Origin of the sequence: Pseudodesulfovibrio mercurii (genome assembly GCF_000189295.2) — a bacterium.
In the GTDB taxonomy this organism is placed as follows: domain Bacteria; phylum Desulfobacterota; class Desulfovibrionia; order Desulfovibrionales; family Desulfovibrionaceae; genus Pseudodesulfovibrio; species Pseudodesulfovibrio mercurii.
Genome location: NC_016803.1, coordinates 3,250,219 through 3,277,121, shown reverse-complemented (window position 1 = coordinate 3,277,121; position 26,903 = coordinate 3,250,219). Strand labels below are relative to the sequence as shown.

24 protein-coding genes are annotated in these 26,903 nt (G+C 66.5%); 16 read left to right on the top strand and 8 right to left on the bottom strand.

Annotation, left to right across the window (positions count from 1 at the left end; genetic code table 11):
• Positions 1–131: 131 nt before the first annotated feature.
• Positions 132–1,859, bottom strand: a complete 1,728-nt coding sequence (locus DND132_RS14780; RefSeq protein WP_014323559.1) for a bifunctional metallophosphatase/5'-nucleotidase — start codon at positions 1,857–1,859, stop codon at positions 132–134.
• Between the two features lie 194 nt (positions 1,860–2,053).
• Between DND132_RS14780 and DND132_RS14775 the strand changes: the two genes are divergently transcribed.
• The 12 genes from DND132_RS14775 (at position 2,054) to DND132_RS18595 (ending at position 12,842) form a co-directional block, all read left to right on the top strand.
• The gene (locus DND132_RS14775; protein ID WP_014323558.1) at positions 2,054–2,578 is read left to right on the top strand and encodes a GAK system XXXCH domain-containing protein; all 525 of its coding nucleotides are present in this window, start codon (positions 2,054–2,056) and stop codon (positions 2,576–2,578) included.
• 24 nt (positions 2,579–2,602) lie between these two features.
• Positions 2,603–3,763 (top strand): PHP domain-containing protein, encoded by a 1,161-nt coding sequence (locus DND132_RS14770; protein WP_014323557.1) that lies wholly within the window; start codon positions 2,603–2,605, stop codon positions 3,761–3,763.
• A 16-nt stretch (positions 3,764–3,779) separates the two neighbouring features.
• The gene (locus DND132_RS14765; protein WP_014323556.1) at positions 3,780–4,046 is read left to right on the top strand and encodes an amphi-Trp domain-containing protein; all 267 of its coding nucleotides are present in this window, start codon (positions 3,780–3,782) and stop codon (positions 4,044–4,046) included.
• Positions 4,046–5,698: a phosphate signaling complex PhoU family protein gene (locus DND132_RS14760; RefSeq protein ID WP_014323555.1), complete on the top strand. Its 1,653-nt coding sequence runs from the start codon at positions 4,046–4,048 to the stop codon at positions 5,696–5,698. The genes DND132_RS14765 and DND132_RS14760 overlap by 1 nt, the downstream gene beginning before the upstream one ends.
• Positions 5,699–5,717: 19 nt before the next feature.
• Positions 5,718–6,590, top strand: coding sequence for a GAK system ATP-grasp enzyme (locus tag DND132_RS14755; protein ID WP_014323554.1), 873 nt, complete (start codon positions 5,718–5,720; stop codon positions 6,588–6,590).
• Entirely contained in the window at positions 6,587–7,684 is a 1,098-nt protein-coding gene (locus DND132_RS14750) for an HprK-related kinase B (protein ID WP_014323553.1), read from the top strand. Before DND132_RS14755 ends, DND132_RS14750 begins: the two co-directional genes overlap by 4 nt.
• Before the next feature lie 11 nt (positions 7,685–7,695).
• On the top strand, positions 7,696–8,904 hold the full coding sequence (locus DND132_RS14745; protein ID WP_014323552.1) for a GAK system CofD-like protein: 1,209 nt from the start codon (positions 7,696–7,698) through the stop codon (positions 8,902–8,904).
• A 26-nt stretch (positions 8,905–8,930) separates the two neighbouring features.
• The gene (locus tag DND132_RS18600) at positions 8,931–9,476 is read left to right on the top strand and encodes an amphi-Trp domain-containing protein (RefSeq protein ID WP_014323551.1); all 546 of its coding nucleotides are present in this window, start codon (positions 8,931–8,933) and stop codon (positions 9,474–9,476) included.
• Positions 9,477–9,508: 32 nt separating this feature from the next.
• Entirely contained in the window at positions 9,509–9,694 is a 186-nt protein-coding gene (locus tag DND132_RS14735; protein WP_014323550.1) for a hypothetical protein, read from the top strand.
• A gap of 12 nt (positions 9,695–9,706) precedes the next feature.
• Positions 9,707–10,462, top strand: a complete 756-nt coding sequence (locus tag DND132_RS14730) for a ParA family protein (protein WP_014323549.1) — start codon at positions 9,707–9,709, stop codon at positions 10,460–10,462.
• Entirely contained in the window at positions 10,459–10,890 is a 432-nt protein-coding gene (locus tag DND132_RS14725; RefSeq protein WP_014323548.1) for an amphi-Trp domain-containing protein, read from the top strand. Before DND132_RS14730 ends, DND132_RS14725 begins: the two co-directional genes overlap by 4 nt.
• 290 nt (positions 10,891–11,180) lie before the next feature.
• The gene (locus tag DND132_RS18595) at positions 11,181–12,842 is read left to right on the top strand and encodes a caspase family protein (protein ID WP_014323547.1); all 1,662 of its coding nucleotides are present in this window, start codon (positions 11,181–11,183) and stop codon (positions 12,840–12,842) included.
• Here DND132_RS18595 and DND132_RS17820 read toward each other — a convergent pair whose 3' ends face one another.
• From DND132_RS17820 to DND132_RS18365, 6 genes are read right to left on the bottom strand one after another with little or no spacing between them, the layout of a single operon-like run.
• Positions 12,843–14,915, bottom strand: a complete 2,073-nt coding sequence (locus DND132_RS17820) for a PP2C family protein-serine/threonine phosphatase (RefSeq protein ID WP_014323546.1) — start codon at positions 14,913–14,915, stop codon at positions 12,843–12,845.
• Positions 14,916–14,934: 19 nt separating this feature from the next.
• Complete coding sequence (locus DND132_RS14710) at positions 14,935–15,459, bottom strand: OmpA family protein (protein WP_014323545.1); 525 nt, start codon at positions 15,457–15,459, stop codon at positions 14,935–14,937.
• Positions 15,460–15,476: 17 nt separating this feature from the next.
• Positions 15,477–16,112: a hypothetical protein gene (locus DND132_RS14705; protein WP_014323544.1), complete on the bottom strand. Its 636-nt coding sequence runs from the start codon at positions 16,110–16,112 to the stop codon at positions 15,477–15,479.
• Positions 16,109–18,244, bottom strand: coding sequence for a caspase family protein (locus tag DND132_RS14700; RefSeq protein WP_014323543.1), 2,136 nt, complete (start codon positions 18,242–18,244; stop codon positions 16,109–16,111). The genes DND132_RS14705 and DND132_RS14700 overlap by 4 nt, the downstream gene beginning before the upstream one ends.
• A 34-nt stretch (positions 18,245–18,278) precedes the next feature.
• On the bottom strand, positions 18,279–19,154 hold the full coding sequence (locus tag DND132_RS18590; protein WP_041915820.1) for an anti-sigma factor: 876 nt from the start codon (positions 19,152–19,154) through the stop codon (positions 18,279–18,281).
• A 28-nt stretch (positions 19,155–19,182) separates the two neighbouring features.
• Complete coding sequence (locus DND132_RS18365) at positions 19,183–20,004, bottom strand: hypothetical protein (protein ID WP_014323541.1); 822 nt, start codon at positions 20,002–20,004, stop codon at positions 19,183–19,185.
• A gap of 227 nt (positions 20,005–20,231) precedes the next feature.
• On the opposite strand from DND132_RS18365, the gene DND132_RS14685 reads away from it, so the two are divergent.
• From DND132_RS14685 to DND132_RS14670, 4 genes are read left to right on the top strand one after another with little or no spacing between them, the layout of a single operon-like run.
• Entirely contained in the window at positions 20,232–21,623 is a 1,392-nt protein-coding gene (locus DND132_RS14685) for a caspase family protein (protein WP_014323540.1), read from the top strand.
• 50 nt (positions 21,624–21,673) lie between these two features.
• Entirely contained in the window at positions 21,674–22,156 is a 483-nt protein-coding gene (locus tag DND132_RS14680) for a hypothetical protein (RefSeq protein ID WP_014323539.1), read from the top strand.
• Between the two features lie 10 nt (positions 22,157–22,166).
• Complete coding sequence (locus tag DND132_RS14675; protein WP_014323538.1) at positions 22,167–22,664, top strand: hypothetical protein; 498 nt, start codon at positions 22,167–22,169, stop codon at positions 22,662–22,664.
• A 22-nt stretch (positions 22,665–22,686) separates the two neighbouring features.
• On the top strand, positions 22,687–23,973 hold the full coding sequence (locus tag DND132_RS14670; protein ID WP_014323537.1) for a mechanosensitive ion channel family protein: 1,287 nt from the start codon (positions 22,687–22,689) through the stop codon (positions 23,971–23,973).
• Positions 23,974–24,415: 442 nt separating this feature from the next.
• On the opposite strand, the gene DND132_RS14665 is transcribed toward DND132_RS14670, so the two are convergent.
• Positions 24,416–26,599, bottom strand: a complete 2,184-nt coding sequence (locus tag DND132_RS14665; protein ID WP_014323536.1) for a glutamine synthetase III family protein — start codon at positions 26,597–26,599, stop codon at positions 24,416–24,418.
• Positions 26,600–26,903: the final 304 nt, after the last annotated feature.

Below are 26,903 nucleotides of genomic sequence, written 5' to 3'. Positions count from 1 at the left end.
GCCACCCCGCTCCCGCACGTCCCTGCCGAAGGCGCACAAAAAGTTTGGGAGAGTCCAGAGAACCCTTTCCAAAGGGTTCTCTGGTCCCGCCGAAGGCGACCCCCGGTAGGGCCGCCGGAGGCATCCTCCGCCTACTTCGCGGGGATGTAGGTCACGCCCGTGGTGGGCAGGGGTTTGAGCATGCGTTGTTGCCGGACGTAGCGGATGAAGGCCTGGGCGTCGACGAAGCCGGTGTCGTAGCTGGACTTGGCCGCCTTGAGGACCTCGTAGCCGTCGCCGCCCGAGGCGAGGTAGGCGTTGGTGACCACGCGGTAGACGCGGGCCGGGTTGAGCGGGGTCCAGTTGCCGTCGTGGTCCAGGGTGTCGATGGCCAGGACGCGGCTCCCGGCGGGTCGGCGCATGTCGGCGGTGAAGCGGGCGTCGCCCACGTAGGGGAAGGCGCCCCCGCCCCGGTCCACGCCGGTTTCCAGGGCCTGGCGGATCTGTTCGCCGGTCAGTTCGAGGAGCACCAGGCTGTTGTTGAACGGCAGCAGGGTGTAGGCGGTGCTCATGGTCACCGGCCCCTGCTCCACGGACTCGCGCACCCCGCCCGCGTTGAGCAGGGCCAGGTCGGCGGGTTCGCCGGTATCCTGAAGCTGGGCGAGCATGGACCGGCAGACCAGGGGGGCGATGAGGCTGCCGCGCGGCAGGGACTCGCCCGTGTCGGTGGTGCCGGGCACGCGGATGTGCGGCAGGGGCAGGACTGCCTCGCCGATGACCTCGGTGCCCATGGCCTCCACGCCCTGGCTGAACGGACCGAGGAAGGTCCGGACGGCCGGGTCGGCCTCCACCACGGCGGCCTCGGGATCGGCTTTGATGAGGGCGAGCAGGTCTTCGCGCTCTGGTCCCTTGAGTTCGATCTTCTGCCCGGCGTCGTTACGGCGCTTGAAGGTGTCGGCCAGGATCAGGGTGGGCCGGGGTTCGGCGCGGGTGACGCGCCCCTGGTCGTCGAAGGTCAGGTCCAGGCGGCCGAGCACGCGGCCCCATTTCCAGGCGGTGACCACGTACACGTCGTCGCCGTCCGCGCCCTTGATCACCGTGGGATAGGCGGCCTCGGGGCGCAGGCCCAGCGCGCCCACGCCGTCGGGGCTGCCGAGCAGGGTGTGGGAGTGGCCGCCCACGATGACGTCCACGCCGGGGATGGTCGCGGCCAGGCGCTTGTCCTCCTCGAAGCCCACGTGGGTCAGAAGCACGATCTTGTTCACGCCGCGCGCCTGAAGTTCGCGCACCAGCAGGGTGGCCGCGTGGGTCTCGTCGGTGAAGTCCACATGGCCGGGGCTGGAGATGACCTTGGTCTCCGGGGTGAGCAGGCCGATGACGCCGATCCGCTGGCCGCCCCGCTCAAGGATGACGTAGGGCCTGACCCGCGAGGCCAGGACCGGCTCGTCCGGGGCGTGCAGGTTGGCGCAGAGCACCGGGACCCGCGTGTACTTGAGGAACCCGGCCAGGAAGGGCGCGCCCCGGTCGAACTCGTGGTTGCCCAGCTCGAAGGCGTCGAAGCCGAGCCGGTCCAGCAGTTCCATCTCGGGCCTGCCGCCGTACTTCATGAAATAGAGGCCGCCCTGTACCGCGTCGCCCGCATGCAGCAGGATGACGTTGTCCTTTTCGGCGCGGGCGTCCTCGACCGCCCGCTCAAGGCGCGCCCAGCCGCCCATGCGCACGTAGGTGGCCACGCCCCTGGGGGCGATCTTGTCGGCCGTGGCGTCCAGATAGGAGTGGGAGTCGTTGACGTGCAGCAGGGTCACGTCGAAGGCGCGGGCCGCAACGGGATAGGCAAGGATGACGGCGGCAAGGACGAAACGGGCGAGATGGCGCAGCATGGGTAACCTCCGGCTATTGTGGCCTGAATAGCAGCATTCCGGGGAAATGGAAATGATTGACCGCCGCCCCGCGCGGGCGCGGACCGGATAACGCGGGGCTGTGTGAACAATTGTGACAATTCCACGCCGCGCATTGTCTTGGAGCGTTTTTTCCCGGTATGGTCGTCACAATCATTTTTCATAGGGAGACCTGCATGAGCGACGACATGACCATCAGCAAATATCTCGACGCCGGGGAACTGGCCGCCTTTTTCCGCGCCCTGGCCGACGCCGTGGAGAACGGCGGGCACGACGAATTCGCCTGCGTGGACGACTTCCGCAAGATCAAGATCGGCGTGAAGAACGAGTTCGGCCAGATCAGCCTCAAGGCCAAATTCAAGGCGGCCAAGCCGTGCGCCCCGGAGGCCGTCGGCGCGGACGGCGAGCCCGCCAGGCCCAAGTACAAGGACCTCAAGAAGCGCATGCGCGGCAGCTTCAAGATTCTGGTCAAGATGGTCCACGACGGCGTCGAACCGCCCAGGGAGGCGGTGGACGCCTTCCTGGCCGACGCGGCCCTGATGGTCGGCTACCCCGGCTACGGGGACGAATATTACGAGAGCTTCACGCAGGTCTGCGCGGAGTTCAAGGCCGCCTACGAGTCCGGCGACCTGGAGCGGATGCACGCGGCCGTGGACGGACTGGTCCACGAGAAGAGCCGCTGCCACGCCAAGTACGATTGAAACACCCGACCCCGGACAACGCCCATGAAACTGATCCAGACCGACCCCAAGGACCGCGACTGCCGGACCCTGCCGTTTGAGACCGACGAGGAAATCTCCGAGGCCGACGTCGAACGGTTCTTCGCCGTGGTCTCCACGGACCTCGAACCGTGGCAGGTGGAGCAGGTGGTCACCCCCTCCACGGTGCACGCCCGGCAGGAGGTCGTCCTGGCCGCGCACTGGCACCCGGAATTCGTGCCCTTCGAGCACATCCGCGCCAGGGTGGAGGCCATGTTCCCCAACCGCACGGACGAACTGCTCATCCCCACCCAGCACAACCAGCTCATGAGCTGGGACGGCTATTCCGGGGTTGAGGTGGACTGCTTCTCCTCCGGCTTCAACCGCAAGGTCCAGCTCCTGCTGCACTTCGCCGACGAGCGGGTGGAGGACGCGGGCGTGCTCAAGTCCATGCTGGCCCACACCTTCAAGTACCGCTCGGGCCAGCTGTTCGAGTTCATGCACACCATCACCAGGCCCGACGAGGCGCGCGTGGCCCGCGCGGCCAGGGCCACGGGCGCGGACCGCGAGCTGATCGAGTTCGTCCGCGTCAACGTGGCCAAGGTCGAACGACTGCTGGACGAACACTGGGCCGACGTGCCGCGCCTGTCGGTCAAGAACAAGCTGTTGCGCGACTGGTTCAACGCCATGCGTTCCGATCTCGGCGACAACGTGACGGACCGCGTCCAGGCCTACCTCAAGGCGGTCAAGCAGTTGGTCAAGGAGGGGTTCGACCTGTCGTTCTTCTACCGGGCCAGCGAGGTCATCGAGGAGGTCCGGTCCCTGGGCGGCTGCGTGGTCATCCCCCACCCGGAACAGTTCTGGCCCATCCTGCTGCGCAACTACGACGTGGACGGCATCGAGGTCTGGAACCCCCAGTCCAGGGAATACACGGAGTTTCTGATCTCCGTGGTCAACGAGCAGAACGAGCGGCGCACCTCCGGCAGGGACAAGCTCATCTTCATGGGCGACGACTGCCACATGGGCGAGAAGACCAAGCCCGCGGACCAGCAGGACCCGGAGAAGTCGGCCCGCGAGATCGGCTACCAGCCCGCCTGGGACGACCTGGGCGTGCGCAAGCGGCTCATCGTCAACAACATCTCCCGACGCACGGTCATTCAGGAGTACAAGGCCCGCCTGGCGGGATAGGCAGGCAAGGACACCCATGGCAGAAGAAAAATTCGTATTCGATTCGCTCCAGGACTGCGGGTCCATCAAGGAGTTCCTGGAATCCCTGATCGAGGGGTTCGAGAAGCACTCCATCGACCTCTCCACCAACGGCAACGAGATTCACCTCGAACCCCAGGGACTGCTCAACTTCACGGTCAAGGCCAGGAAAAAGGGAACCGAGAACAAGATCTCCATCAAGGTGTCCTGGAAGGACGCGCCCTCCATCCAGGCGTCGGAAGACGCCTTCCTCAAGGTCCGCTGATGATGACCTTCGAAGGACTGGACGAGAACTTCAAGTTCATCGTCTACGAGGTGGAGAACCAGGCCCGGTCCACGCAGAGGTTCATGGATGCCCCTTCCCGCAAGCGGTACGCCAAGATCACCTCGCGCGACGACTACATCGACAACCTCAAGACGATCATCGAGAACAAGTGCTACTCGCGCATCCACGCGGATCGGTCCCTGGACAAGCGGGCCCTGAACAAGATCAGGGCCATCCAGGTCATCTGCGTGAACCTCGAAAAGATCGCCGACTATTTCGTCAACATCGTCAAGCAGATGCAGTACCTCGACGACCAGTCCTTCGTGCAGCGCTACGACTACACCGAGGTCTTCGAGATCATGCTCTCCCGGCTGGAGGCCATCCTCGACGCCTACCACGACGAGGACATGTCCAAGGCCCTGTACATCTGCAAGGCCGAGCCCATGCTCGACGACGTGTACAAGGTCCGCTTCGACCGGGTCATGAACGAGATGGGCATGGGCCGCGACGCGCAATCCCTGGTCACGGTGCTGTTCATCTTCCGCTATTTCGAACGGGTGGGCGACGCCCTGCTGAACATCGGCGAGGCGGTCATCTTCTCCCTGCTCGGCGAGCGCATCAAGATCGAGCAGTTCGAGGCGTTGCAGCAGACCCTGACCAAGTCCGGGTTCAGCGACTCCTTCTCGGACATAGACTTCAGCGCCATCTGGGGCACGCGCTCGGGCTGCCGCATCGGCAAGGTCGAGCCGCGCGAGGCCGAGCTGACCGCCGAGGAGAAGAAGCAGGGGTCCATCTACAAGGAAGGAAACCTGGAGAAGATCCGCAAGGAGCGGGAGTCCATCCAGCGCTGGAAGCAGCTCTTCCCGCACCTGGTGGCCGACATCTACGGCTTCCACGAGGACGCGGACAAGGGGTCCATGCTGGTGGAGTTCCTGAACGGCTGCACCCTGGACGAGGTGATCCTGTCCGGGGACGACGAGCTGGTCCGCAACGCCCTGTTCATCCTGGAGAACACCGTGCTCGAGACCTGGTCCACCACCATGGTCCGGCTGCCGGTCAAGACCAACTACATCCGGCAGATCCAGTCCCGCCTGGAAGGCGTGCTCCAGACCCACCCCGAGTTCTGGCGCGACCCCAAGAGCCTGGGGCCGTCGGAGGTCCGGTCCACCGAGGCCCTGCTGTCGGCCTGCGCGGACATCGAGGACGAGCTGGAAGCCCCCTTCTCGGTCTTCATCCACGGCGACTTCAACATCAACAACGTGGTCTACAACCACGAGGCCCAGCAGATCCACTACATCGACCTGTACCGCTCGCGGGACTTCGACTACGTCCAGGACGCCTCGGTCTTCCTGGTCTCCAACTTCCGCGTGCCCCTGTTCGATTCGGACCACCGCAAACGCATCAACTCGGTCATCCGGCAGTTCTACGGGTTCATCCTGGAGTTCGCCCAGCGGCACGAGGACCCCACGGTCCAGGCCCGGCTGGCCTTCGCCCTGGCGCGCAGCTTCTACACCTCCACCCGGTTCGAGCTGAACTTCAAGTTCGCCAAGGAGATGTACAACCGGTCCATGTTCCTGCTGGAAAAGATTCATCAATACCGGGGCGGGGACTGGGAGCTTTTCTCCCTGCCCGAGGACGTCCTCTACTACTAGGCAAGCAAGGAGCCGTTTCGTGAAGATAGGAGTCATTGGCATCGAGGGCGGCTGGTCCTCCGAAAAACTGGCGGACACCGTGGCCGAGAAGACCGGCGGGGAGCGCGTGCTCATCGACATGGAGGACGTGCGCCTGGACCTACCCTCGGGCCGGGCCTTCTACGACGGGCACACCCTGAACGATTTCGACGCCCTGATCATCAAGAAGATCGGCGCGCGCTATTCCCCGGACCTCCTGGACCGGCTGGAGGTCCTGCGCTACCTGCACGAGCGGGGGCTCAGGATATTCAGCGCGCCCTACGCCATCCTGCGCGCCCTGGACCGGCTGTCCTGCACCATCTCGCTGCAACTCAAGGACATCCCCATGCCGCCCACGACCGTCACGGAGTCCGTGGACCAGGCCCTGACGGCGCTGGAGCAATACGGCGAGGCCGTGTTCAAGCCGCTGTACACCTCCAAGGCGCGCGGCATGTTCGTGCTGAGGAACGGCCCGGACGCCCGGGCGGCCATCGAGGAGTACAAGGCCGAGAACCCGATCCTGTACATCCAGAAGACCATCGAGCTGGGCGATCTGGACCTGGGCATCGCCTTCCTGGGCGGCGAGTACCTGACCACCTACGCCCGGTGCAAGACCAACGGGGCCTGGAACACGACCACGGCCTCGGGCGGCAAATACCGGCCCTACGAGCCCGCGCCCGAGATCATCGAGCTGGCCCGCAAGGCCCAGGCCGACTTCAACCTCGACTTCACCTGCGTGGACGTGGCCATCACCGACGACGGCCCCTACGTCTTCGAGGTCTCCGTGTTCGGGGGCTTCCGGGGCATCCAGGAGACCAGCGGCATCGACGCCGCCGCGCGCTACGTGGACTACGTCATGGAGAAACTCAAATGAAGCTGACCGGCACCACCCGCAGGGAACTGGCCGAGGCCGTGAAGACGGCCTGCCCGGCCGGGCACACCCTCCACCTGGACCTCGGCGGCTGCCGCATCCGGGTGGACAGCTCCACGGACGCCCTGCACGACGTCCTGGCCGACTATTTCAAGGAGTTCCTGACCGGGGACGGCGAGCCGGAGATCACCCTCTCGGCCCACGAGGTCCCGGCCGTGGACACGGACCTCGCCTTCAACGTCAAGGAGCCCGATCCCGGCAAGACCAGGATCAAGGAGGAGTGGATCGACCTGCCCGACGGCCGCGTGGTCCGCAAGCGGCTGACCGGCATGCACTTCCTCTTCGGCCGGGGCGAGAACGTGGCCGTGGGGCCGTGCCTGGACAACCCCAACCAGGTCATCAATTTCGTCAACAACCGGTTCATCGAGTGGAAGCTCAACAGGGGCGGGTTCCTGGGCCACGCCGCCGGGGTGCGTTCGGGCGAACGCGGCATCTCCCTGGCCGGATTCTCGGGCGCGGGCAAGTCCACCCTGGCCCTGCACCTCATGAGCAGGGGCACGACCTTCATCTCCAACGACCGGGTCATGGTCGAGGAGGACGGCGACGGCCTGGTCATGTACGGGGTGGCCAAGCAGCCGCGCATCAACCCCGGCACGGCCCTGCACAACCCGGACCTGCACTGCATCGTGGAGCCGGGCATGCGCGAGAAGTTCCTGTCCCTGCCCAAGGACGAGCTGTGGCAGCTGGAGCACAAGTACGACGCCCTCATCGACGAGTGCTACGGACCGGGCAAATTCGAGCTGCGCTGCCCCATGAACGCACTGGTCGTCCTCAACTGGAGCCGGGACCGCGCCCCCCTGCGCGCCGGTCTGGTGGACCCACGGGAGCGCCGCGACCTGCTGCCCGCGTTCATGAAGTCCACGGGGCTGTTCTACCTGCCCGACGACCCGGCCCGGCGGGCGGACCCGGACGAGGACGCCTACGCCGCGCTCCTGTCCAAGACCGATCTCATCGAAATCGCCGGAGGCGTGGACTTCGACCGCGCTTCCGAGATATGCTTGCGGTACATGCAAACCGGCCTCCTCCCGGCCGACTGACGGAGCGGACAGTGCGCATTCGAGTCACCAGGGACGTCACCATCCCGGACCCGCGAAAGCTGGAGCAGTTCCGGCGGGCCCCCGAACTCGGCCCGTCCGTGCTCTTCTTCAGCGGCGGCTCGGCCCTGCGCGACACCTCCAGGGAGCTCATCCGCTACACCCACAACTCCATCCACCTGATCACCCCCTTCGACTCGGGGGGCAGCTCGGCGGTCATCCGCAAGGCCTTCGGCATGCCCGCCGTGGGCGACATCCGCAACCGGCTCATGGCCCTGGCCGACCAGTCCGTGCAGGGCAACCCCGAGATATACAACCTGTTCACCCACCGGCTGCCCAAGGACGGGGAGCGCGACGCCCTGCGCGCCGACCTGGACGCCATGGCCGCCGGGGCGCACCCCCTGGTCCGGCGCATCCCGGACCCCATGCGCAAGCTCATCCGCAACCATTTCTACGAATTCCTGGAACGCATGCCCGAGGACTTCGACCTCCGGGGCGCGTCCATCGGCAACCTGGTCCTGACCGCCGGGTACCTGTCTAACCGCCGCCAACTGGACCCGGTCATCTACCTCTTCTCCAAGCTGGTCCAGGTCTGCGGCGTGGTCCGCCCGACCGTGAACCAGGACCTGCACCTGGCCGTGCGCCTGGCCGACGGCGAGACCATCGTGGGACAGCACCGGATTACCGGCAAGGAGTCCGCCCCGCTCGCCTCGCCCATCGAGGACATCTGGCTGACCCGCTCCCCGGACGACCGGGAACCGGTCCGCACGGCCATCCGCAAGAAGGTCCGGGAGTGGATCGGCAAGGCGGACCTGATCTGCTACCCGCCGGGCAGCTTCTATTCCAGCGTGGTGGCCAACCTGCTGGTCGACGGCGTGGGCCGGGCCGTGGCCGCCAACACCTGCCCCAAGGTCTTCGTCCCGTCCACGGGCGCGGACCCCGAGACGCCCGGCGTGTCCGTGGCCGAGCGGGCGGACATCCTCTGCCGCCACCTGCGGGCCGACGTCGAGGCCCACGACGGGGACGGCGGCGGTACCGGAGACGGCGAGGTCCTGGGCTACGTCCTGGTGGACTCGAAAAACGGGCGGTACGCCGGGGGCATCGACAGAAAGCGGATCGAGGAGCGCGGCTTCACGGTCATAGACGGCCCCCTGGTCACGGCGCGGAGCGCGCCGCACCTCGACGGCCGGGTCCTGAGCGAATTTTTGCTGTCGCTTTGCTGACGGCCAACCCAAAGGAGGTTGTGAACGTGGATAAGCAAAAGATCAGTGTCAAGAAGGTCCTGGAGTACAAGGACGCCGTGTCCTACATCGAAGACCTGGCCAGGAGCTTCCGGTCCGGCACCATCGTGGTGGAGAGCGGCGGGGAGCACGTGGTCATGACGCCCGGCGCCCAGGTGGCCGTCAAGGTGGAGGCCAAAGTCAAGAACGACAAGCAGAAGATCGGCTTCGAGCTGAGCTGGACCGAGGCCGGAGGGGACGAACTCCGGATCGGCGACGCCGAGCCCGCGCCCGCACCGGCGATCCAGCCCGAGGGCGGCGCCCCGGCCATGAAGCCCGCGGCCCAGGCCCCGGCCGCCAAGATTCCGGCAATGGCCCCGGCCACCACCGAACCGGCCAGGGTCCCGGCCACCACCGAAGCCAGGCCCGAATCCGAGGCCAAATCCGAGGCCAAATTCGAAGCGAAAAAGGCGGCGGCCAAAAAGGACCCGGACGGGAAAAAAGCGGCAAAAAAGGCGGCATCCAAGAAATCCATCGCCAAGAAAACGTCGGCCAAGTCCGCCGACAAGAAATAACAACGAGCACGAGCCCATTGCGGAGAAAAACAATGACTGAAACGCAAGATCAATGTTTCGAATGGAATGAGGTGGCCGACCTGTTCGGCATCGAAGAGGAGAACCCCGACATGGTGGACGAGGAGCGGGACCGCATTCTCGAACGGATCAACTCCCTGACCTGCCGCTACGGCCGGGAGTACGTCATCAAGAAGATCACCCTGCACACCACGCACTAGACCGGGACCGGCATGCGCATCATCGCCGTACTGAACCAGAAGGGGGGCGTGGGCAAGACGTCCACCGCCGTGAACCTGGGGGCCGCCCTGGCCCGGCAGGACCGGCGCGTCCTGCTGCTGGACCTCGACCCCCAGGCGCATCTGACCTATTCCCTGGGCATCATGGCCCACGAGCTGCCCCGGACCATGGGCGCGGCCCTGATGCGCGAGTGTCCCCTGGACAGCGTGACCATGGAGGTCGGCGGACTGCATGTGGTGCCCGCCTCCGTGGCCCTGGCCGGGACCGAGGTGGACCTGGCTTCGGCCGGGAACCGCGAGACCCGGCTGCGCGACGCCCTGGCCGGGACCGGAGGGTACGACTTCGCCATCATCGACTGCCCGCCCAACCTCGGCATGCTCACACTGAACGCCATGGTCGCGGCGAACGAACTGCTCGTGCCGGTGCAGCCGGAATTCCTGGCCCTGCAATCCCTGGGCAAGCTCATGGAGACGGTCAAGGCCATCCGCGAGGGCTGGAACCCGCATCTCACCCTGTCCGGCATCCTCATGACCCGCTACCAACGCACCCGCAAGCTCAACCGGGAGATCCGGCGCAAGATCAAGGACCACTTCGGCGACGCCCTGCTGGATACGACCATCCGCGACAACATCTCCCTGGCCGAGGCCCCCAGTTTCGGCCGGGACATCTTCACCTACAAACCCCGCAGCCACGGGGCCGCCGACTACCGGAACCTGGCCCTGGAACTGCTCCGCAGAGGTGCCCCATGAGCGACGAGAGACTCGGGACCAACCCTCTTGAGTGGGTCACGCCCGCCGCGACCCCCGAGGCCTCCGGCCCGGCCCCCGAAACCACGCAACCCGCCCCGCGGGCGGACACGGCCGGACCGCGCACCGGCCTGTTCCGCCCGGCCGCGACCGACAACGAGGAGACCACGATGGGCAAAGGCAAGATCAAGATCGAACAGACCATGGACACGGCCCAGGTGGTCGCCTACCTCAAGGACCTGGCCGACTCCATCGAATCCGGCGTCATCCGCGCCGAGAACGAGGGCGGCACCCTGGTCCTCGGCGTGCCCGAGACCATGCAGGTGGAGCTCAAGCTGGCCCGCAAAAAGGACAAGGCCAAATGCGAGATCGAGCTGGAATGGCTCGACGACGGCTCCCAGGCCGAATCCCTCAAGATATCGGGCGAATAACCGGCCCGCGACACCCATCCGGAACCGGGGCCCCGTGCGGACGTGCGGGGCCCCGGCCCGTTTTCCGCCCCGGTCCGTTGCGCACGGACGGCCGTCCGGCGCGCCCCGCGCGAACGGTGGAAAACCATTTTGCCGAACAGGAGAAAAATCGGCCGGAGGTGTCCGTCCCCGTATCTGTGGAGGCCGGAATCAGGAGGCCCTTATCTAGGAATTGAACAAGTTGGCGCTTGTTGATATGTTCACGGCCTGCCGCCGAGCCACCGAGTCTCACCCTGTCCCCGGAGTTTACCGTGCACACCAGAACCCCCATCGCCATCGTCGTCTCGCTGTTGGCGACAACCCTGCTCCTTCTCGCGCCCGCCAGGGCCGCCGCTCCCCAGAAAACCGCCCTGGTCATCGGCAATTCCGCCTACCCCGGCATGCCCCTGGCCAACCCCGTCCACGACGCCACGGACGTCGGCAGGGAACTCGAGGGACTCGGCTTCCGGGTCACGCTCCTGACCGACGGCACCCGGCGCCAGATGGAGAACGCCGTGCGCAAGCTGTCCAGGCAGCTGGCGGACGGCGGCGTGGGCCTCTTCTATTTCGCCGGGCACGGCATCCAGGTGAACGGGGAGAACTACCTCATCCCGGTGGACGCGGACATCGAGACCGAGGCGGACGTGCCCTATGAGGCGGTCTCGGCGGGCCGCATCCTGGATCACCTGAAGCTGGCGGGCAACCAGATGAACATCATCATCCTGGACGCCTGCCGCAACAACCCCTTTGCCCGGTCCATGCGCTCCGAGACCACCGGCCTGGCCCGCATGGACGCGCCCACCGGGTCCATCATGGCCTACGCCACGGCTCCGGGCTCGGTGGCGGCCGACGGGGAGGGACGCAACGGGGTCTACACCAAGAACCTGCTCGCGGCCATGAACACCCCCGGCCTGGACATCTACGACACCTTCATGCAGGTCCGGCGCGGCGTGATCCGGGACACCGGCGGTCGCCAGACGCCGTGGGAATCCTCGTCCCTGATCGGCAAGTTCTATTTCCGTGAGAAGAAACCGGAACCGGTCGCCGCGCCGACGCCCCCGCCCGCCCCGGCCGTCACCCCCGAGACCGAGGCGCTCAAGGCGCAGCTCCTGGCCATGCAACAGCAGATGGCGGCGCTCCAGGAGCAGGCCCGGCAGAACGCCGAACTGGTCCAGACGCGGCAGCCCGACGATTCCAACGAGGAGCTCAAGGCCCAGCTCGCGGCCGTGCAGCAGCAGATGGCCGCCATGCAGGAACAGGCCGAGACCCGGCCGCAGCCCGTCCCGGCCCCGCAATCCGGCCAGACCGACGAGGAGCTCAAGGCCCAGTTGGAAGCCATGCGGCAACAGGTGGCCGCATTGCAGCAGAACCGGATCGTTTCAGGCGGATCGGACATCGTCCATACCGACGTCGATCCCCTGTCCGCCAGGCAAAAAGCCCTGAGCGCCGCCAACGGCAGGCTCGTCCTTTCTGTGGCGCCCATGGCCTTTGCCTGGACCTACAAATACAAGCGGCGCGACTGGGAGGTGAAGGGACGGGAAAAGCTGCTCTCCGTCCTGGCCGAGAGAAAGGACGTCCTTTCCGTCTTTTGCGCCGGAGACGGGGATTCGCCGGCGCATCCCTATACCCTGTCCCCGAACGCGGAGGCGATCCTGTGGTCCGGCGGGGCCTCCCGGCCCCCCGACACCAATATCCTCAGGCAGATGGCGGTTCAGCTGCACGCCGACACCCTGATGGCCGTGTCGACCTACCTGAGCACCCTGAACACCTCGAATCAAATATACGTCCTGTGCAACTTCTACGATGCGAAAAAGGACACGTTGAAGACCTTCACGCTGAAGGAATCGCGGGGGAGCTACTATCCGGTGACCCGCTACCTGTTCTTCCTCAAAGAGAGCGTGAACCAGGCGCTGGACGAATACATGGGCAAATAGCTAGACCAGCCTGAGCACGATCAGGGTCAGGTCGTCCTCGACCCCGTCGTCACCGGCGAAGGCCCGGACCGAGGACAGGATCACGTCGGCGATGGCCCCGGCGGAACGGTCCGCGTTCTCCCGGAGGATCGCCCTGACCCGGTCCTTGCCGAACAGCTCCCCGTCCCGGCCATGGGTCTCCCAGACCCCGTCCGTGCCGAAGAAGACCACGGCGCCCTCGGGCAGTTCCCGCCGCTCCTCCACATATTCCATCCCGTCCATGACGCCCAGCGGCAGCCCGCTGTCCCCGGCCAGTTCCTCGAAGGCGCCGCTGCCGGGCAGGTAGACGATGGCCGGATCGTGTCCGGCGCGGGACCAGCGGATCATCCGGCGGGCAGGGTCCACGGCGCACAGGAACGCGGTCATGGACCGGCCCGTGGTCTGGATGTCCCGCGAAAGCAGCTCGTTGGCGCGGGTCAGGACCTGTCCCGCATCCGCCCCCCCATCGAGGTTGGCGCGGAGGAAGGCCCGCGAGCTGGCCATGAGCAGGGCCGCCGGGATGCCGTGTCCGGTGACGTCCCCGACCACGGCCCCGACCTCGCCGTTGTCGAAGCGGAAGAAATCATAGTAATCCCCGCCGGTCTCGTCGTGCGGGATGGACATTCCGGCCACGTCCAGCCCCGGCGCGGACGGCGCGTCCTCGGGCATGAGGCACTGCTGAATGCCACGGGCCACGGCCATGTCCCGCTTCATGCGCACCTGCTCGTCCAGGGCCGGGACCATCTCGTCGAAGGTCGCGCCCAGCTGGGCCAGCTCGTCCCGGCCGCGCACCCGCACCCGGACCGAAAAATCGCCCGCCGCCACCTGCCTGAACGCCTCGGCCAGCCGCTCCATGCGCCGGGTCATGGTGCTCGACAGGGCCAGGGCCGCGAGCAGGGTCAGCAGCCCCAGGCCCGCGATGACCAGCATCATGGTCCGGTGCCGGACCCGGATGGTCTCGCCGACGAACCGCTCGGCCTGGAGGGACTGCCCGAGCAGGGAGGACACGGACAGGCGCAGGACCACGCCCAGGCCGCGCACCCCCAGCCCGGCAAAGATCCAGAGATGGTCGGCGTCCCCTTCGCCCCGGCGAAACGACCCGTGGCCGCCGTCCCGGAGACCGGCCCGGAGCGGGCCGCCCCGGTCAGGCCCGAGGTCGGGCAGGGGGTCGCCCGAGGCCCAGTACAGGGAGCCGGGATCGTCGCCGGGCGTGCGCGAGGCGAGCAGGCGCACCACCTCCCCGTCCGCCTGGACGAAAAACCACTGGATGCCGGCGGGCAACCCCACCGCGTCCGCGCTGTCGAACAGGTCGTCCATGGCGGCCGCCACCGTGACCGTGGGGGATGACAGGGTCCGGCCCCGCAGGGTCGAGAGCAGCATCAGCTGGTGCGTGGCCGGGCTGGCCAGGACCGTAACCGGTGTGCCGACCGCCTCCCTGCCCACGGCGGCGAACTCCCGGACGAGCGCGCCCCCGTTGCCCGGCAGTCCGGGATACAGGCAGACGGTCCCATCCGTGGACCGGGCCCACTGCCACAGGACCAGCCGGGGCAGGGAGCGCTTGCCGAATTCGAGGGCGGGGAGCGCCGTCCCGAGAAACCCGTCCGGGGCCGCAGGGACGCCGCCTTCCGGGGAGAGCGTGGTGAGCGAGGAGAGATCCACCTCCAGCCGGGACCGCTTGCCGTCCCCGGTCCAGGCCCAGTAGCCGCTCCCGGCCCCGGTCCGCTCGGGCGGCGTATCCTGGGGCGCGTCTCCGGCCAGCAGGCGCAGCTGTTCCCGCTGCACCTGGGCGAGCAGCCGGAAGCGGTCCCCGGCCGTCCGGGCGGACCGTCGGGCCACGGAGAGCAGTTCGGATTCGGTCCGGGCCACGAGGATGTCCTCAAGGGGCATGGACAGGTCGTCGTCCGCGTCCCGGCCCACGGACACGCCCAGGCCGAACCGCTCTGCCAGGACACGGGCGGACTCCTCGTCCGCGTCCTGGATGACCACCCGCATGACCAGCAGGGGCACCAGGGCCACGGCCAGCAGGACCAGCAGGAGCTTCCACTTGAATTTCACGGCGCAGACTTCCCCGAGCCTAATCCAGGCGGGTGATGACCACCCGGCGGTTCCCGGCCCGCCCCTCGGCGGTCTCGTTGGAGGCCACGGGGGCGGACTCGCCGTAGCCCGTGACGGCCGCAGCCGTGAACCCATACTTCTTGTTGAGATAGTCGCTCACGGCCTGGGCCCGCTTCCTGGACAATTGCAGGTTGTAGGCATCGCTGCCCACGCTGTCCGTATGGCCGCCGATCTCCATGCGCGCCCCGCGCAGGGCGCTTGAGGTCAGGGCCCGGCCCAGCTCGTCGAGCTGCCTGAAGGATTGCTCGCCGGTGATGACCGCGCTGTTGGTGGCGAAATAGATGTAGACGGTCGCCGAGGGCCTGGGCGTCTCGGCCGCGGCCTTGTTGACCGTGAAGCCGCGCGTGCGCATGCCGCCGCTCCCGCCGTCCTCCAGCTGCCGGACCAGGGTGTCGCTGTCGATCACCTCCCCGGCCAGGGCGACCCCGGCCAGGGCGACCGCCGCGAATGCCAGACAAACCCCGATGCAGAATTTCCGAAACATGTCTCTCTCCGTGGGCGCTAGTTGGTCAGCATGAGGTAGGCCAGTTCGGCCCCCTGTTCCCGGTTGGCCACCTTGATGGTGAACAGCCCGTCCCAGTCGGGCGTCCACTGGACCATGCACTCCCTGTCCACGCCGTCCCGGTCGGCCACCAGGCCGCCGTTTTCGTCGTAGACCGAGACCTTGAAGCGGCCGCCACGGCTCTTGACGTAGACCGCGGCCCGTTCCCCGGCCATGAAGCGGACGTCGTGCTCGGCCGCGCCGCTCGGCTCCAGCCGGTTGACGTTCTTGGCCGGGCCCTGGACATTGCCGCGCATGCCCTGCCGCCGCATCTCGGCGGTGATCAGGGAGCGCAGCTTGAGGTTCGTGCCCGCGCGCCGCATGGCCGACTCCAGGATGCGCGCCGCGTCCCGGTCCGCCTCGGCACCGAGCCCGGCGTCCTTCATAATCTGGGCAGCGGCCAGGAGGACCACCGGATTGCCGGAACTCTCGCCGTAGTCGGCCATGGACACGGACAGGGCGTATTGCTCGATCATCACCACCCGGGGCGACTTGGCCCCGTCCTCGGCGCTGCGGTTCACGCGCTCGCCCGCGCCGCATGGCGCGGCGAACAACAGGCTCAATACGACGACAAGACACCATTTCACGCTGTTCATGAGTTGCTCCCGCCCCGGGCGGCTATGTCCAGGACCAGTTTTTCCGTTGCCCACTGCGCCGGGGGGACGCTCCGGTCCACGTCCTTGCCACGGCCGGAGGCGGGCAGCAGGAAGCTCCCGGCAAAGCCCAGGTCCTTGCCGGAAGACCCGGCCCGGCGCTGGTTGAGCAGGCCGATGTCCACCGGGTCCCGGCTGACGATCAGCTGGATGTATTCGCGCCCGGACCGGTCCATTTCCAGGGAAAGGTCGTCCGCCGTGTCCAGGGTCTGCCCCGGCAGCACCTTGCCCGATTCCATGCCCTTCTCCTCGGTCGGGTAGAAGGGCAGAATCCTGCCGTCGTCAGTGATATCGATCAGATAGCAGTAATACGGCGTATCGCTTTGGTTGTACATGCCGAACGTCAGCACGTCGCCCACGGCCAGGACGGCCGTGTCGGAAACGTCCGTGTCGAAGCTGCCCCAGCGGGCGTAGCGCCTGCCGCCGATCTCCCGAATCTCGCCCGTGGCCCCGGCAACGGCGGGCTTCCAGATGGTCATCTCCATGATCACCGGCCGGGCCGCGCCCGGCGGCGACTTGAGGGTCAGCAGATGGCGCACCCTGGAGACCCGTTCCAGGGCATCCTCTAGGGGCTTCTCCCAGTCCCGCGTCACGGCCAGGGTGAGCCTGCGCCCGCCCTCGGCCAGGGGCCGCCCGTCCGGGGAAAGAATCCAGCACTGGACCGGGGCGCTTTCGTCCGATGCGGGCGGGCCTTCCTGCCGGGCGGCGTCCTTGGCCGCCCCCCTGCCGGGCCGGAAGATGTGCAGGATCAGGTCCGCCGAGGATTCGTCCCCGGCGAGCTCGAACTGCGGCATGTTCCGCACGGCCTCGCGGGCCATGGCCGCGTAGAGGGCGTCGCCGGGCAGCTCCGCGCGCACGAAGATCGACCGGGAGGAGGCTTCGGGCCAGAACCGCTTCAGGGACAGCAGGTCCCCCGGCTTCAGGTCCGCCGAGGTCTCGCCGATGCTCATGGTCGGCTCCACCGAGACGATCCGCACGCTGCGCTCCCCGGCTCCGCCCCCCCGGGACGTGTCCACGTAGAGCGAGTTGACGGTCACTCCGGACAGGCTGCCCGCATTGAGGGACACCAGGCCGTCGTCCACTCCGGCCACGGACACCCTGTCGTCCAGGTCCCGCCCGCCGCCGCCGAAGACCTCCCGGTCCAGGCCGCCCTCGATCTGCGGGTGCTGATTGGAATACCCGGCGTACTCGTAGCCGATGAGCGCGGAGGCCCGCTTGACCAGGTCCTGCCAGGTGGCGTCCGGCCCGACCTCCATCAGGGCATTGGCCCAGAACCAGGTGAACATGCCGTAGACCTTGTCCCCGGTGCGGTACTCCCCGGCCTTTTCGTCGTCCCGGCAGGCCCCGATCCGGACGCCCCGCAGGGTCCCGGTCTCGATCCGGCCGGGCACGTAGGGCCGGAAATCGCGGGGCAGGCCGCGCGTGGCCCGAGCCTCGAAGCTCCGGGTCACGGTGCCGGAGTGGCAGGAATCGGACACGAACACGATGTTGTCCGTGACGCGGCCCAACTCCACCAGCCAGCCATTCAGTTCGTCGTCCAGGATGTCGTAGGAGTCGATGCCGTCGCTCCAGGCGGGGAGGGTCCCCGCCCGCTCGCGCAGCAGGCGGCAGTCCACGGGCCCGGCCTTGCCCTTGCCGCCGGTCCTCGATCCGAAGGCGACCCAGGTGGAGTCCAGCCCGCCGGGTCCCTCGTCGCCGCTCACGTCGCAGACCGAGGAGCCGTGGCCGGAATAGTGGATGTAGACGAAATCTCCGGGACCGACCGTGTCCCGCAGGCGGTGGAAGGCGTCGCGGATGGCCGTGTGCGTGGCCTGGCCGTCCACCAGCTGGACGATATGCCCGGGCGCGAACCCGAAGCGGGAGACGAGCACCCCGCGCATGAGGTCGATGTCGTTCCTGGCCCCGCGCAGGGAGCGGAAGCCGGTGTGGGAATAGTCGTTGATGCCGATGAGCAGGGCGTACTTCTGCGCCCCGAAGGCGACCGACGTCAGCAGCAGGAACAATGCCGGGACCAGGGCGGGCAGCCACCCGGCGACGGGCCTCGGACGATGGATGATGGGCAAGTGGATGTTCATGACATTGTCAGACGGACGCGGCCCGGTTTTTTCGTCAGGCGCCGAGGTCCGATTCCCCCATGACCCGACCGAGCCCGCCCAGGAGCCTGCACAGCCGGTCCCGGTCCCGCGCCGTGGCGGAACCGTCGGCCAGACGGTCCAGGACCGCCGCCAGGTCCCCCCACAGGGCCCGGTGCCGGGTCTCGTCCCCAGGCGCGAGCGCGGCCGTCCGCTCCTGGAACAGCCCGGCGGTCCGCGCCTGCTCCTTCCAGAAATTCCCGCCGGACGGGACCTCCGCGTCCAGCGCCGCATGAACCAGGACGCTCCACCGTCCCGCCGCAAAGACGTACTCCGCGCGCGCGTTGCCGGAAGGCGCGGCAACCCCTTCCCTGCCCCGGCCCAGCGCGGCCAGGCCCGCCGCCCACCCGGCCTCGAACGCGCCTTCGGCCGGGGTCCCGGCGGACCGCACCCCGCCGGACGCGGCCAGCTCCCGGACCGGGCCGCTCAGGGCGGCGTACAACCGGGGATCGTCCAGCACGAGCCGGTACCCGGCGTCCACGGAGCGCGCGAAGTCCGGCCCGCCCCCGCTCGGGGGAAAGAGACGGATGACGAAAAACACGCAGGCGGCAACGGCCGCAATCACGGCCACGGTCCGGACAAAGACCGGCGACACGGCCCTGGGGGCCGGGACGGCCCGCTCCGGCGCGTCCTCCGAGGATGCGTCCACCGACGACACGGCCAGCCACCGGGCCACGCATTCGGCGCAACCGTCGAGATGGGCCAGGATTTCGGCCCGGCGGGCCGCGTCCAGGCGGCCCTCCCGCAGTGCGGCCAGATCCTCGGCGGACGGGCAGGGGCCGGGATGCCCGGTTCCTTCCGTCGCGGCCAGACCCAGTTCGGCCAGTTGTTCGTCGCTCAGATGGTGCGCCATATGCCGATTCGTCCTCTGCATCTTTGTCCTATGCATTCGTTATCAGGGCGAAAATTTCCTCGCCGATGCCCGCGCCGTCAAAGGCCTCCCGGAGCTCCCGCAACAGCGACTTCAACCGGCTGTGCGACCGGGACGCCGACCATTCGAGCATCCGGCCCGCCGCGCTGACGTTCATGCCCTCGCGGTAGATCATCTTCAGGAACAGCCGGTCCTCCGCGTCGAGCCGCAGGGTCCGGCCCGCGTCCGCGACCTTGTCCGCCAGGCGGGTGGCCGCCCCGTTCTCCGGGGCGAGTTCGTCGCCCACCATCCAGGACAGGCTGGCCAGGACGCTCTCCCGCTGCCGTCCGCTCAGGTCTGCTGCCGGATTGCCGGTCCCGGCCGCTTGGCCGTCGCCGGGCAGGTCGTCCACGGACACTCCGTCGGCGGCCAGGGGCAGGGTGGACCTGCCGCAGTCGGGCACGTGCACCCGGATGTCCACCACGGCCCTGCGCACAAAGTCCCTGGACCGCCCGCCGGGCGCGCCCGCCGCCAGGACGTCCGCCACCCGCTCGCCGTCCTGCCGTTCCAGGCAGAGCATCCTGAACAGGGTCAGCCAGATGCCGCCCCGCTCAAGGACCCACTTGTTGGGACGGACCCTGCCGAACTTTTTCCGCGAAAAATCCTCCAGCAGCCGGGCGGCGACGTGCAGCAGGTACGAACCGAAGCTGGACCGCCCCTCGAAGGACCTGAGCCGCTTCCAGTCGTCCCGCTCCAGCTCGCCCGAGACGTAGAGCAGGGCCTCATCGGCCAGATTCTCGTCGGAAAAGCGCCTGCGCGACAACGCGGCCAGCCTTTCCCAATTCGCCAACATCTCGTCTTTCCACTTCACAGGCGTGAACATCCCTGATTTGCAGACAGTTTTTCCCCGTCCGTAGAGATAGCGGGTTGTCTCGCGTTACGCAACCCGTGGGGAAAAAGGTCACCTGCGGAAAAAAATCCTCACCTGTCCGTCTCATTATGACGAGCAACGCGGTATTGATTATTGATGCATTCTATGAAATTATTTTTGTTAACAATTTTTTAAAGGGCCACCACGCCATGAAACGACTGCTTCTCTTCATTGTTCTCTGCCTCCTGATCCTCCCCGCAACACCCGCCAACGCAGCCGACAAGGCCCTGCTCATCGGCATCGGCAAATACCGGATGAAGGGCATCGACCTGCCCGGTATCGACAAGGATGTCGAGACCATGCGCAAGGTCGCCCTGACCCTCGGGTACAAGCCGGAAAACATCAGGGTCCTGACGGACGACCAGGCCACGCTCAAGAACATCCAGGCCGCCGTGGACGAGTGGCTCATCGCCGGCGTGGGCCCCGACGAACGCGCCCTGTTCTATTTCAGCGGGCACGGCTCGCAGATATACGATAAGGACAAGGACGAAACCGACAACGCGGACGAGGTCCTGGTCTGCAACGACGTGGCCCTCGGGGTGAACACGCTCAAGAACGTCCTGGTGGACGACATGTTCCGCGACATGCTCAAGCGCATGCGTTCCGCCAACGTCTTCATTCTCATCGACGCCTGCCACAGCGGCACCGCCACCCGGAGCCTGACCGCCCGGCACGCGGGCATCGTGCCCAAGTTCCTTGAATATCCGGGCATGCCGAGGGCCAGCCGGTCCCTGCCCCTGTTCAACAAGTCCATGGACACGGCCGAGCCGCTCAACTATTCGGCCCTGAGCGCCGCCCAGGACAACCAGCGGGCCCAGGCCTCCACCAAGGGCAGCTTCTTCACCCTGGGTATCGAGCGGGCGGTCGAGCAGGCGGCCAAGGACCGGCGCCTGGACATGTCCAAGCTCTACGCCGAGACCACCCGGTACATAGCGGACGTCGTGCCCGAACCGGCCATGGTCTACAGCCCGGCCCTGGTGGGCGACGCCGCCCACAACGAAAAGAATCTCTTCGTCCCGAAGGAGGCCGCGCCCGAGGACTGGATCACCCAGATCCGCAAGATCGCGGGCCACGCCGCCTATGACGTCAAGGTCGGGACCAACGGCACGGTCTTCAAGGTCGGCGATCCGCTACGCATCACCTGCACCCCCCGGACCGACGGCTACCTCAACGTGGTCACCATCCAGCCCGGCGACAAGGCGCCCACCATCCTCTTCCCCAACAAGTTCCATCCCGAGAACCTGGTCAAGGCGGGCCTGACCGTGGCCATCCCCGCGCAGGGCGACGCCTTCGAGCTGGCCGCCGCCCCGCCCGCGGGCAAGGCGCTCATCGCGGTCTTCCACTCCCCGTTCCCGGTGAACTTCTACCGTCAGGGGTACGGGGACGGCGCGTTCCGGACCATGGACCAGGCCTCCACGCGCGGCTTCGTCGTGATCGACGCCCAGGAGAAGCCCGAAGCGGAAACGGCGCAACCGGCCCAACCGGCCCGCCCCGAAAGCAAGCCCTACGGGGCCGGCATCGTCCTGCTCAAGATCAGGTAACCGCCACGGCGCCCATCACCGACACATCGCCCAAGCCCCACGGAGGAGCCATGTTCCATACGACGAAGACATTCATGTCCCTGGCCGCGGCCGTCCTGCTCTGCGCCGCCCTGCTGGCCGCCTGCGCCCCCAAAAAGCATCCGGCCGTCATCGAGCCCCTGGAACAGGTGGAGTTCTTCGACTCCGCGAGTTTCGACAAGCAGCTGTCCGCCAGCCTGGCCGGGGACTACCCCGCGGTGACCCTGGTCTTTCCGGCGGCCATCACCCTGAACTCCATCCCCAAGCGGCTGGACAACTGGTTTTCCAAGGTCGCGGAGTACGGCGGGAGCGTGAAGCTCGTGCCCGTGAGCCAGGACAAGGGCGTCTTCTCCGAGGTCCTGTCCATGCTCGTGGCCGCCTACGACTACCTCAAGGACATCGCCCTGTATTCCCCGGTGGAGGACTACAACGCGCTGGTCTTCTACCAGAAGGGCAACGGGATCATCGACAAGGTGGTCTTCGAGCGCAAGGAACAGACCCAATCCGACAACTAGGAGGGATATCATGAACAAGGCAATCCATATTTTCCTGGCCGCGAGCCTGCTGGCCGTTGTGCTGGCCCTTCCTTCCATCTCCGTCGCCGGTCCCCTCACCCTGTTCTCGGCGGAAGAGGCCAAGGACCTCGCCCTGGACGACGCCGAATGGGCGCAGGGCGTGGCCTCCAAGGGCATCGGCTTCGGCGTGGGCCCGAAGATCGTGTTCGAGACGCCCTCGGTCAAGGACACCGACAACGGGCTGGTCATCGAGTCGCCGTCCAGGCTGCGCCTGCTCATCCTGTTCCAGGACGGCGTGGCCCGGGTGGACATGAAGACCCTTAACATCCGGGCGTGCAAGGGCTGGTTCTCCAAGAACCTGACCGACCGGCTGGCCCCCTATCTCGAAGGGAACGCCATCAAGGCCGACAACGTGGAGATCCCCTCGGGCCGGTTCAAGCTCGAGATCAAGATCGCGGACGCCAAGGGCAACGAGTCCATCCAGGAATACCTGTGCGAGATACAATAGGCTGACGCCGGAAGGAATGCCCATGGAGCCGGGTATCGAATACTATTACAACCAGGTGATCGAGTGGTTGCAGGTGAACCTGCTGACGGTCCACGCGGCCGTGGAGTGGTCGTGCATCGTCGCGGGCCTGGCCGGGGCCTATGTGCTCGGCAGGTTCACCCGGCCGAGGTTCGTGGCCTGGATCGGGCGCTCCGTGCGCAACGAGGTCGTGCGCTCCCTGATTCTCGCCCCCACCGGGGTGGGCGCCAGCCTGGCCTTCGTGGCCTTCGCCCAGGTCTGCATCGGCCTGTCCGTGCTCCTGGATCACTTTCCGCGCTGGATGTTCGCGGCCAGCGACCTGGCCCTGGCCTGGGTGGCCATCCGGCTGCTGACCCTGCTCATCCCCAACCGCGTCCTGTCCAGGCTCGTGGCCGTGCTCATCTGGCTCATGGCCCTGCTCCAGGTCTGCGGGCTCCAGGCCCCCCTGACCGCCTACCTCCAGGGGCTGACCCTGTCCGTGGGCGGCACGGCCATCTCCCTGTACGGGGCCATCAAGGGCGTGTTCCTGGCCGTCCTCTGCCTCCAGATCGCCTCGGCCGTCTCCCGGCTCGTGGCCCGGTGGATCCGGACGAGCACCGGGCTGTCGCCCTCTCTCCAGGTGCTCACCGGCAAGTTGGTCAACGTCGTCCTGTACACCGCCGCACTGCTGCTGGCCATGTCCAGCGTGGGCATCGACCTGACCAGCTTCGCCATCTTTTCGAGCGCCGTGGGCGTGGGTGTCGGCTTCGGGCTGAAAACCATCTTTTCCAATTACATAGCGGGCATCCTCCTGTTGGCCGACAAGTCCATCAAGCCCGGCGACACCATCGAGGTGGGCGGGGTCTTCGGCACGGTCCACCACATGTTCGCCCGCTACGCCTCGGTGTTGACCAGGGACGGGAAGGAATACCTCATCCCCAACGAGCGGATGATCACCAACGAGGTGGTCAACTGGACGTATTCCAACAAGGACATCCGCCTGATCATCCCGGTGGGCGTGTCGTATGAATCCGATCCGCACCAGGTCAAGACCCTCCTGGAAGAGGCGGCCTCACGGACCAGCCGCATCCTCAAGATTCCCGAGCCCAAGGCCCGCCTGGCCGGATTCGGGGACTCGTCCATCGACATGGAACTGTGCGTCTGGATCTCGGACGCCAACTGCGGCGTGGGCAACGTCAAGAGCGAAGTCCTCTTCAACATCTGGGATTCCTTCAAGGAAAACAACATCACCATCCCCTTCCCCCAACGGGAAATCCGCCTGCTGAACACCCCCGAGGACAAACAGGACTAGCCCCGACTCGGGTTTCACCGGCCCCCACACCGGCTCCTCCCCCCCTGGAGCGACTCGGGTGCCACCGGCACCCGACAGCAGCGCTTTCCACGTGTCCCCCCCCTCTCCCCTTCGGGCGATTCGGGCGGCGCAGCCACCCGACAGCAACTCTCCCCACACGCACCGCCCCCTCTTCTCTTTGGAGCGATTCGGGTGCCACAGGCACCCGACAGCGGCTCTCCCCCGCGACCGTATGTAGCGAGGCTTTCGAGAGTGGGTCAGCCGTGCATTTTCTTCCGGGGGGCTTTCACCGCAGCGTATTGCGGCATACGTGAGGATGAAAGCCCCCCGGAAAAAATGTGCGGATGGCCCGCTATCGGAAGCCGCGGCGCGCTCCGACAAACGCAAAAAAAGGGCCCCGGCATCGCCGGGACCCTTGTTTTTGCGTTTGGCAGGAGCGCGCTTACTTAATGAAGAGCATTTCCTGGTAGCTGGGCAGGGGCCACAGATCGTCGGCCACGATGCCTTCGAGGGCGTCGACCACTTCGCGGACGGCGAGCATGGCGGGCAGGGTCTTTTCGACCTTGTACTTGGCATCCTCTTCCACGGTCTTGAAGTCGTCCTTGGCGATGATCTTCTCCAGGGCCACGATGTTCTGCTGGAGGTCACGCAGCTTGTCGGTGACTTCCTGGAGCAGGATGGTCCGGGGCTCGATGCCGATGGCCTTGATGGACGCGGCGACCTGGGCCAGTTCGCCCTGGTAGCGGATGGCCGAGGGCAGGATGATGGTCTTGGCGACCTTCACGGTCAGCAGGGACTCGGTGACGATGTGCTGGCAGTACTGCTCGTGGTAGATCTCGTAGCGGGAGTGCAGCTCGTCCTTGGACAGGACGCCGTACTTCTCGAAGACCGCGACCACTTCCTTGTCGATGATGGCGGGCAGGGCGTCCGGGGTGGTCTTCAGGTTGGGCAGACCGCGCTTGGCGGCTTCCTTCTGCCATGCGTCGGCGTAGCCGTCACCGTTGAAGATGACGTGGCCGTGCTTCTTCATGATGCCCTGCAGGACCTTCTGGCAGGCTTCCTTGAGACCGGCCTTCTTGCCGCCGGTGATCTTCAGGATCTCGTCGGTGATGAAGTCCAGGGACTCGGCCAGGATGGTGTTCAGGGCCACCTGGGCGCCGGCGATGGACTGGTTGGAGCCGACCGCGCGGAACTCGAAGCGGTTGCCGGTGAAGGCGAAGGGAGAGGTGCGGTTGCGGTCGCCGGAATCCAGCGGCAGCGGGGGCAGGGAATCGACGCCCATCTCGAGGCAGCCCTTGGCCTTGCAGCCCTTGAGGTCGCCCAGTTCGATCTGGTTGAAGATCTCGGCCAGTTCTTCGCCCAGGAAGATGGAGATGATGGCCGGGGGCGCTTCGTTGGCGCCCAGACGGTGGTCGTTGCCCGCAGAGGCGACCACGGCGCGGAGCAGCTTGGCGTATTTTTCCACGGCGCGGATGGTGGCCGCGGTGACCGCCAGGAACTGCATGTTCTTGTGCGGGGTGTTGCCCGGGGAGTACAGGGAGCCCTGGGAGGAGGTGGAGATGGAGTAGTTCAGGTGCTTGCCGGAGCCGTTGATGCCCGCGAAGGGCTTCTCGTGCAGCAGGCAGGCCATGCCGTGCTTCTTGGCCACGGACTTCAGGGTGGTCATGACCATCTGGTTGTGGTCGGTGGCCAGGTTGGACTGCTCGTAGACCGGGGCGATCTCGAACTGGCCGGGGGCCACTTCGTTGTGGCGGGTCTTGACCGGCACGCCCAGCTTGTACAGTTCACGCTCGACCTCCATCATGAAGGAGAGCACGCGGCGCGGGATGGCGCCGAAGTAGTGGTCGTCCAGCTCCTGGCCCTTGGAGGGCTTGGCGCCGAACAGGGTCCGGCCGCAGACCATCAGGTCGGGACGGGCGAAGAAGAAGTTGCGGTCGAGCAGGAAGTATTCCTGTTCCGGACCGGCGTTGGACACGACCAGGGAGCCGTCGTCGGAGCCGAACAGCTTGAGGAAGCGGCGGCCGGCCTTGTTCAGGGCCTGGTTGGCGCGCAGCAGCGGGGTCTTCTTGTCCAGGGCATGGCCTTTCCAGGAGACGAAGGCGGTCGGGATGCACAGGAAGGTGCCGTTGGGGTTCTCCAGGATGTAGGCCGGGTTGGTCACGTCCCAGGCGGTGTAGCCGCGGGCTTCGAAGGTGGCGCGCAGGCCGCCGGACGGGAAGGAGGAGGCGTCGGGCTCACCCTGGATCAGGAGCTTGCCCTCGAACTCGGCGATGGCCCCGCCGGCGCCGTCGGGGTTCAGGAAGCTGTCATGCTTCTCGGCGGTCAGGCCGGTCAGCGGATAGAAGACGTGGGTGTAATGGGTCGCACCCTTGGCCATGGCCCACTCGCGCATGGCGGCGGCCACGGGTCCGGCGATGGACGGATCCATCTTCTCGCCGGCCAGTTTGGTCTTCATCAGGGATTTGTAGACCTCCCTGGGCAGCATGGCCTTCATGACCTTGTCGTTGAAGACGTTGGAACCGAAGATCTCCGCCGGGGAGGTCTCCGCGAAATTCAGGGGCTCGATGCTGGGTTTGTAGTTGGTCACCGCATTGATTGCGTTCTGACGAGTCTGGTATCCGCTCATGTAATTCTCCTTCAGGCATGAATATGGGTTTTCCGGCGTCCGGCCGGGCCAAAGGGCGCCTGACCCTTGTTGTCTAGACGCGGTTTATACCAAGTTACATGCCAAACAATGAAAAGAGCGTATATCCAGGCAGATACGCGGAACGCATTTCTTGCGGGGGCGTATTTTACTACGAAAATGTAGTTTAATACCCTTTTTTGGGTCTTTCGCGATGACAATTTTGCAAAAAAAATCATATTTTTTCACAACCATGTCATATCGTTCAGAAAGGGGTTGACGGAAATGCAAAGAAAAAAATGCCGTA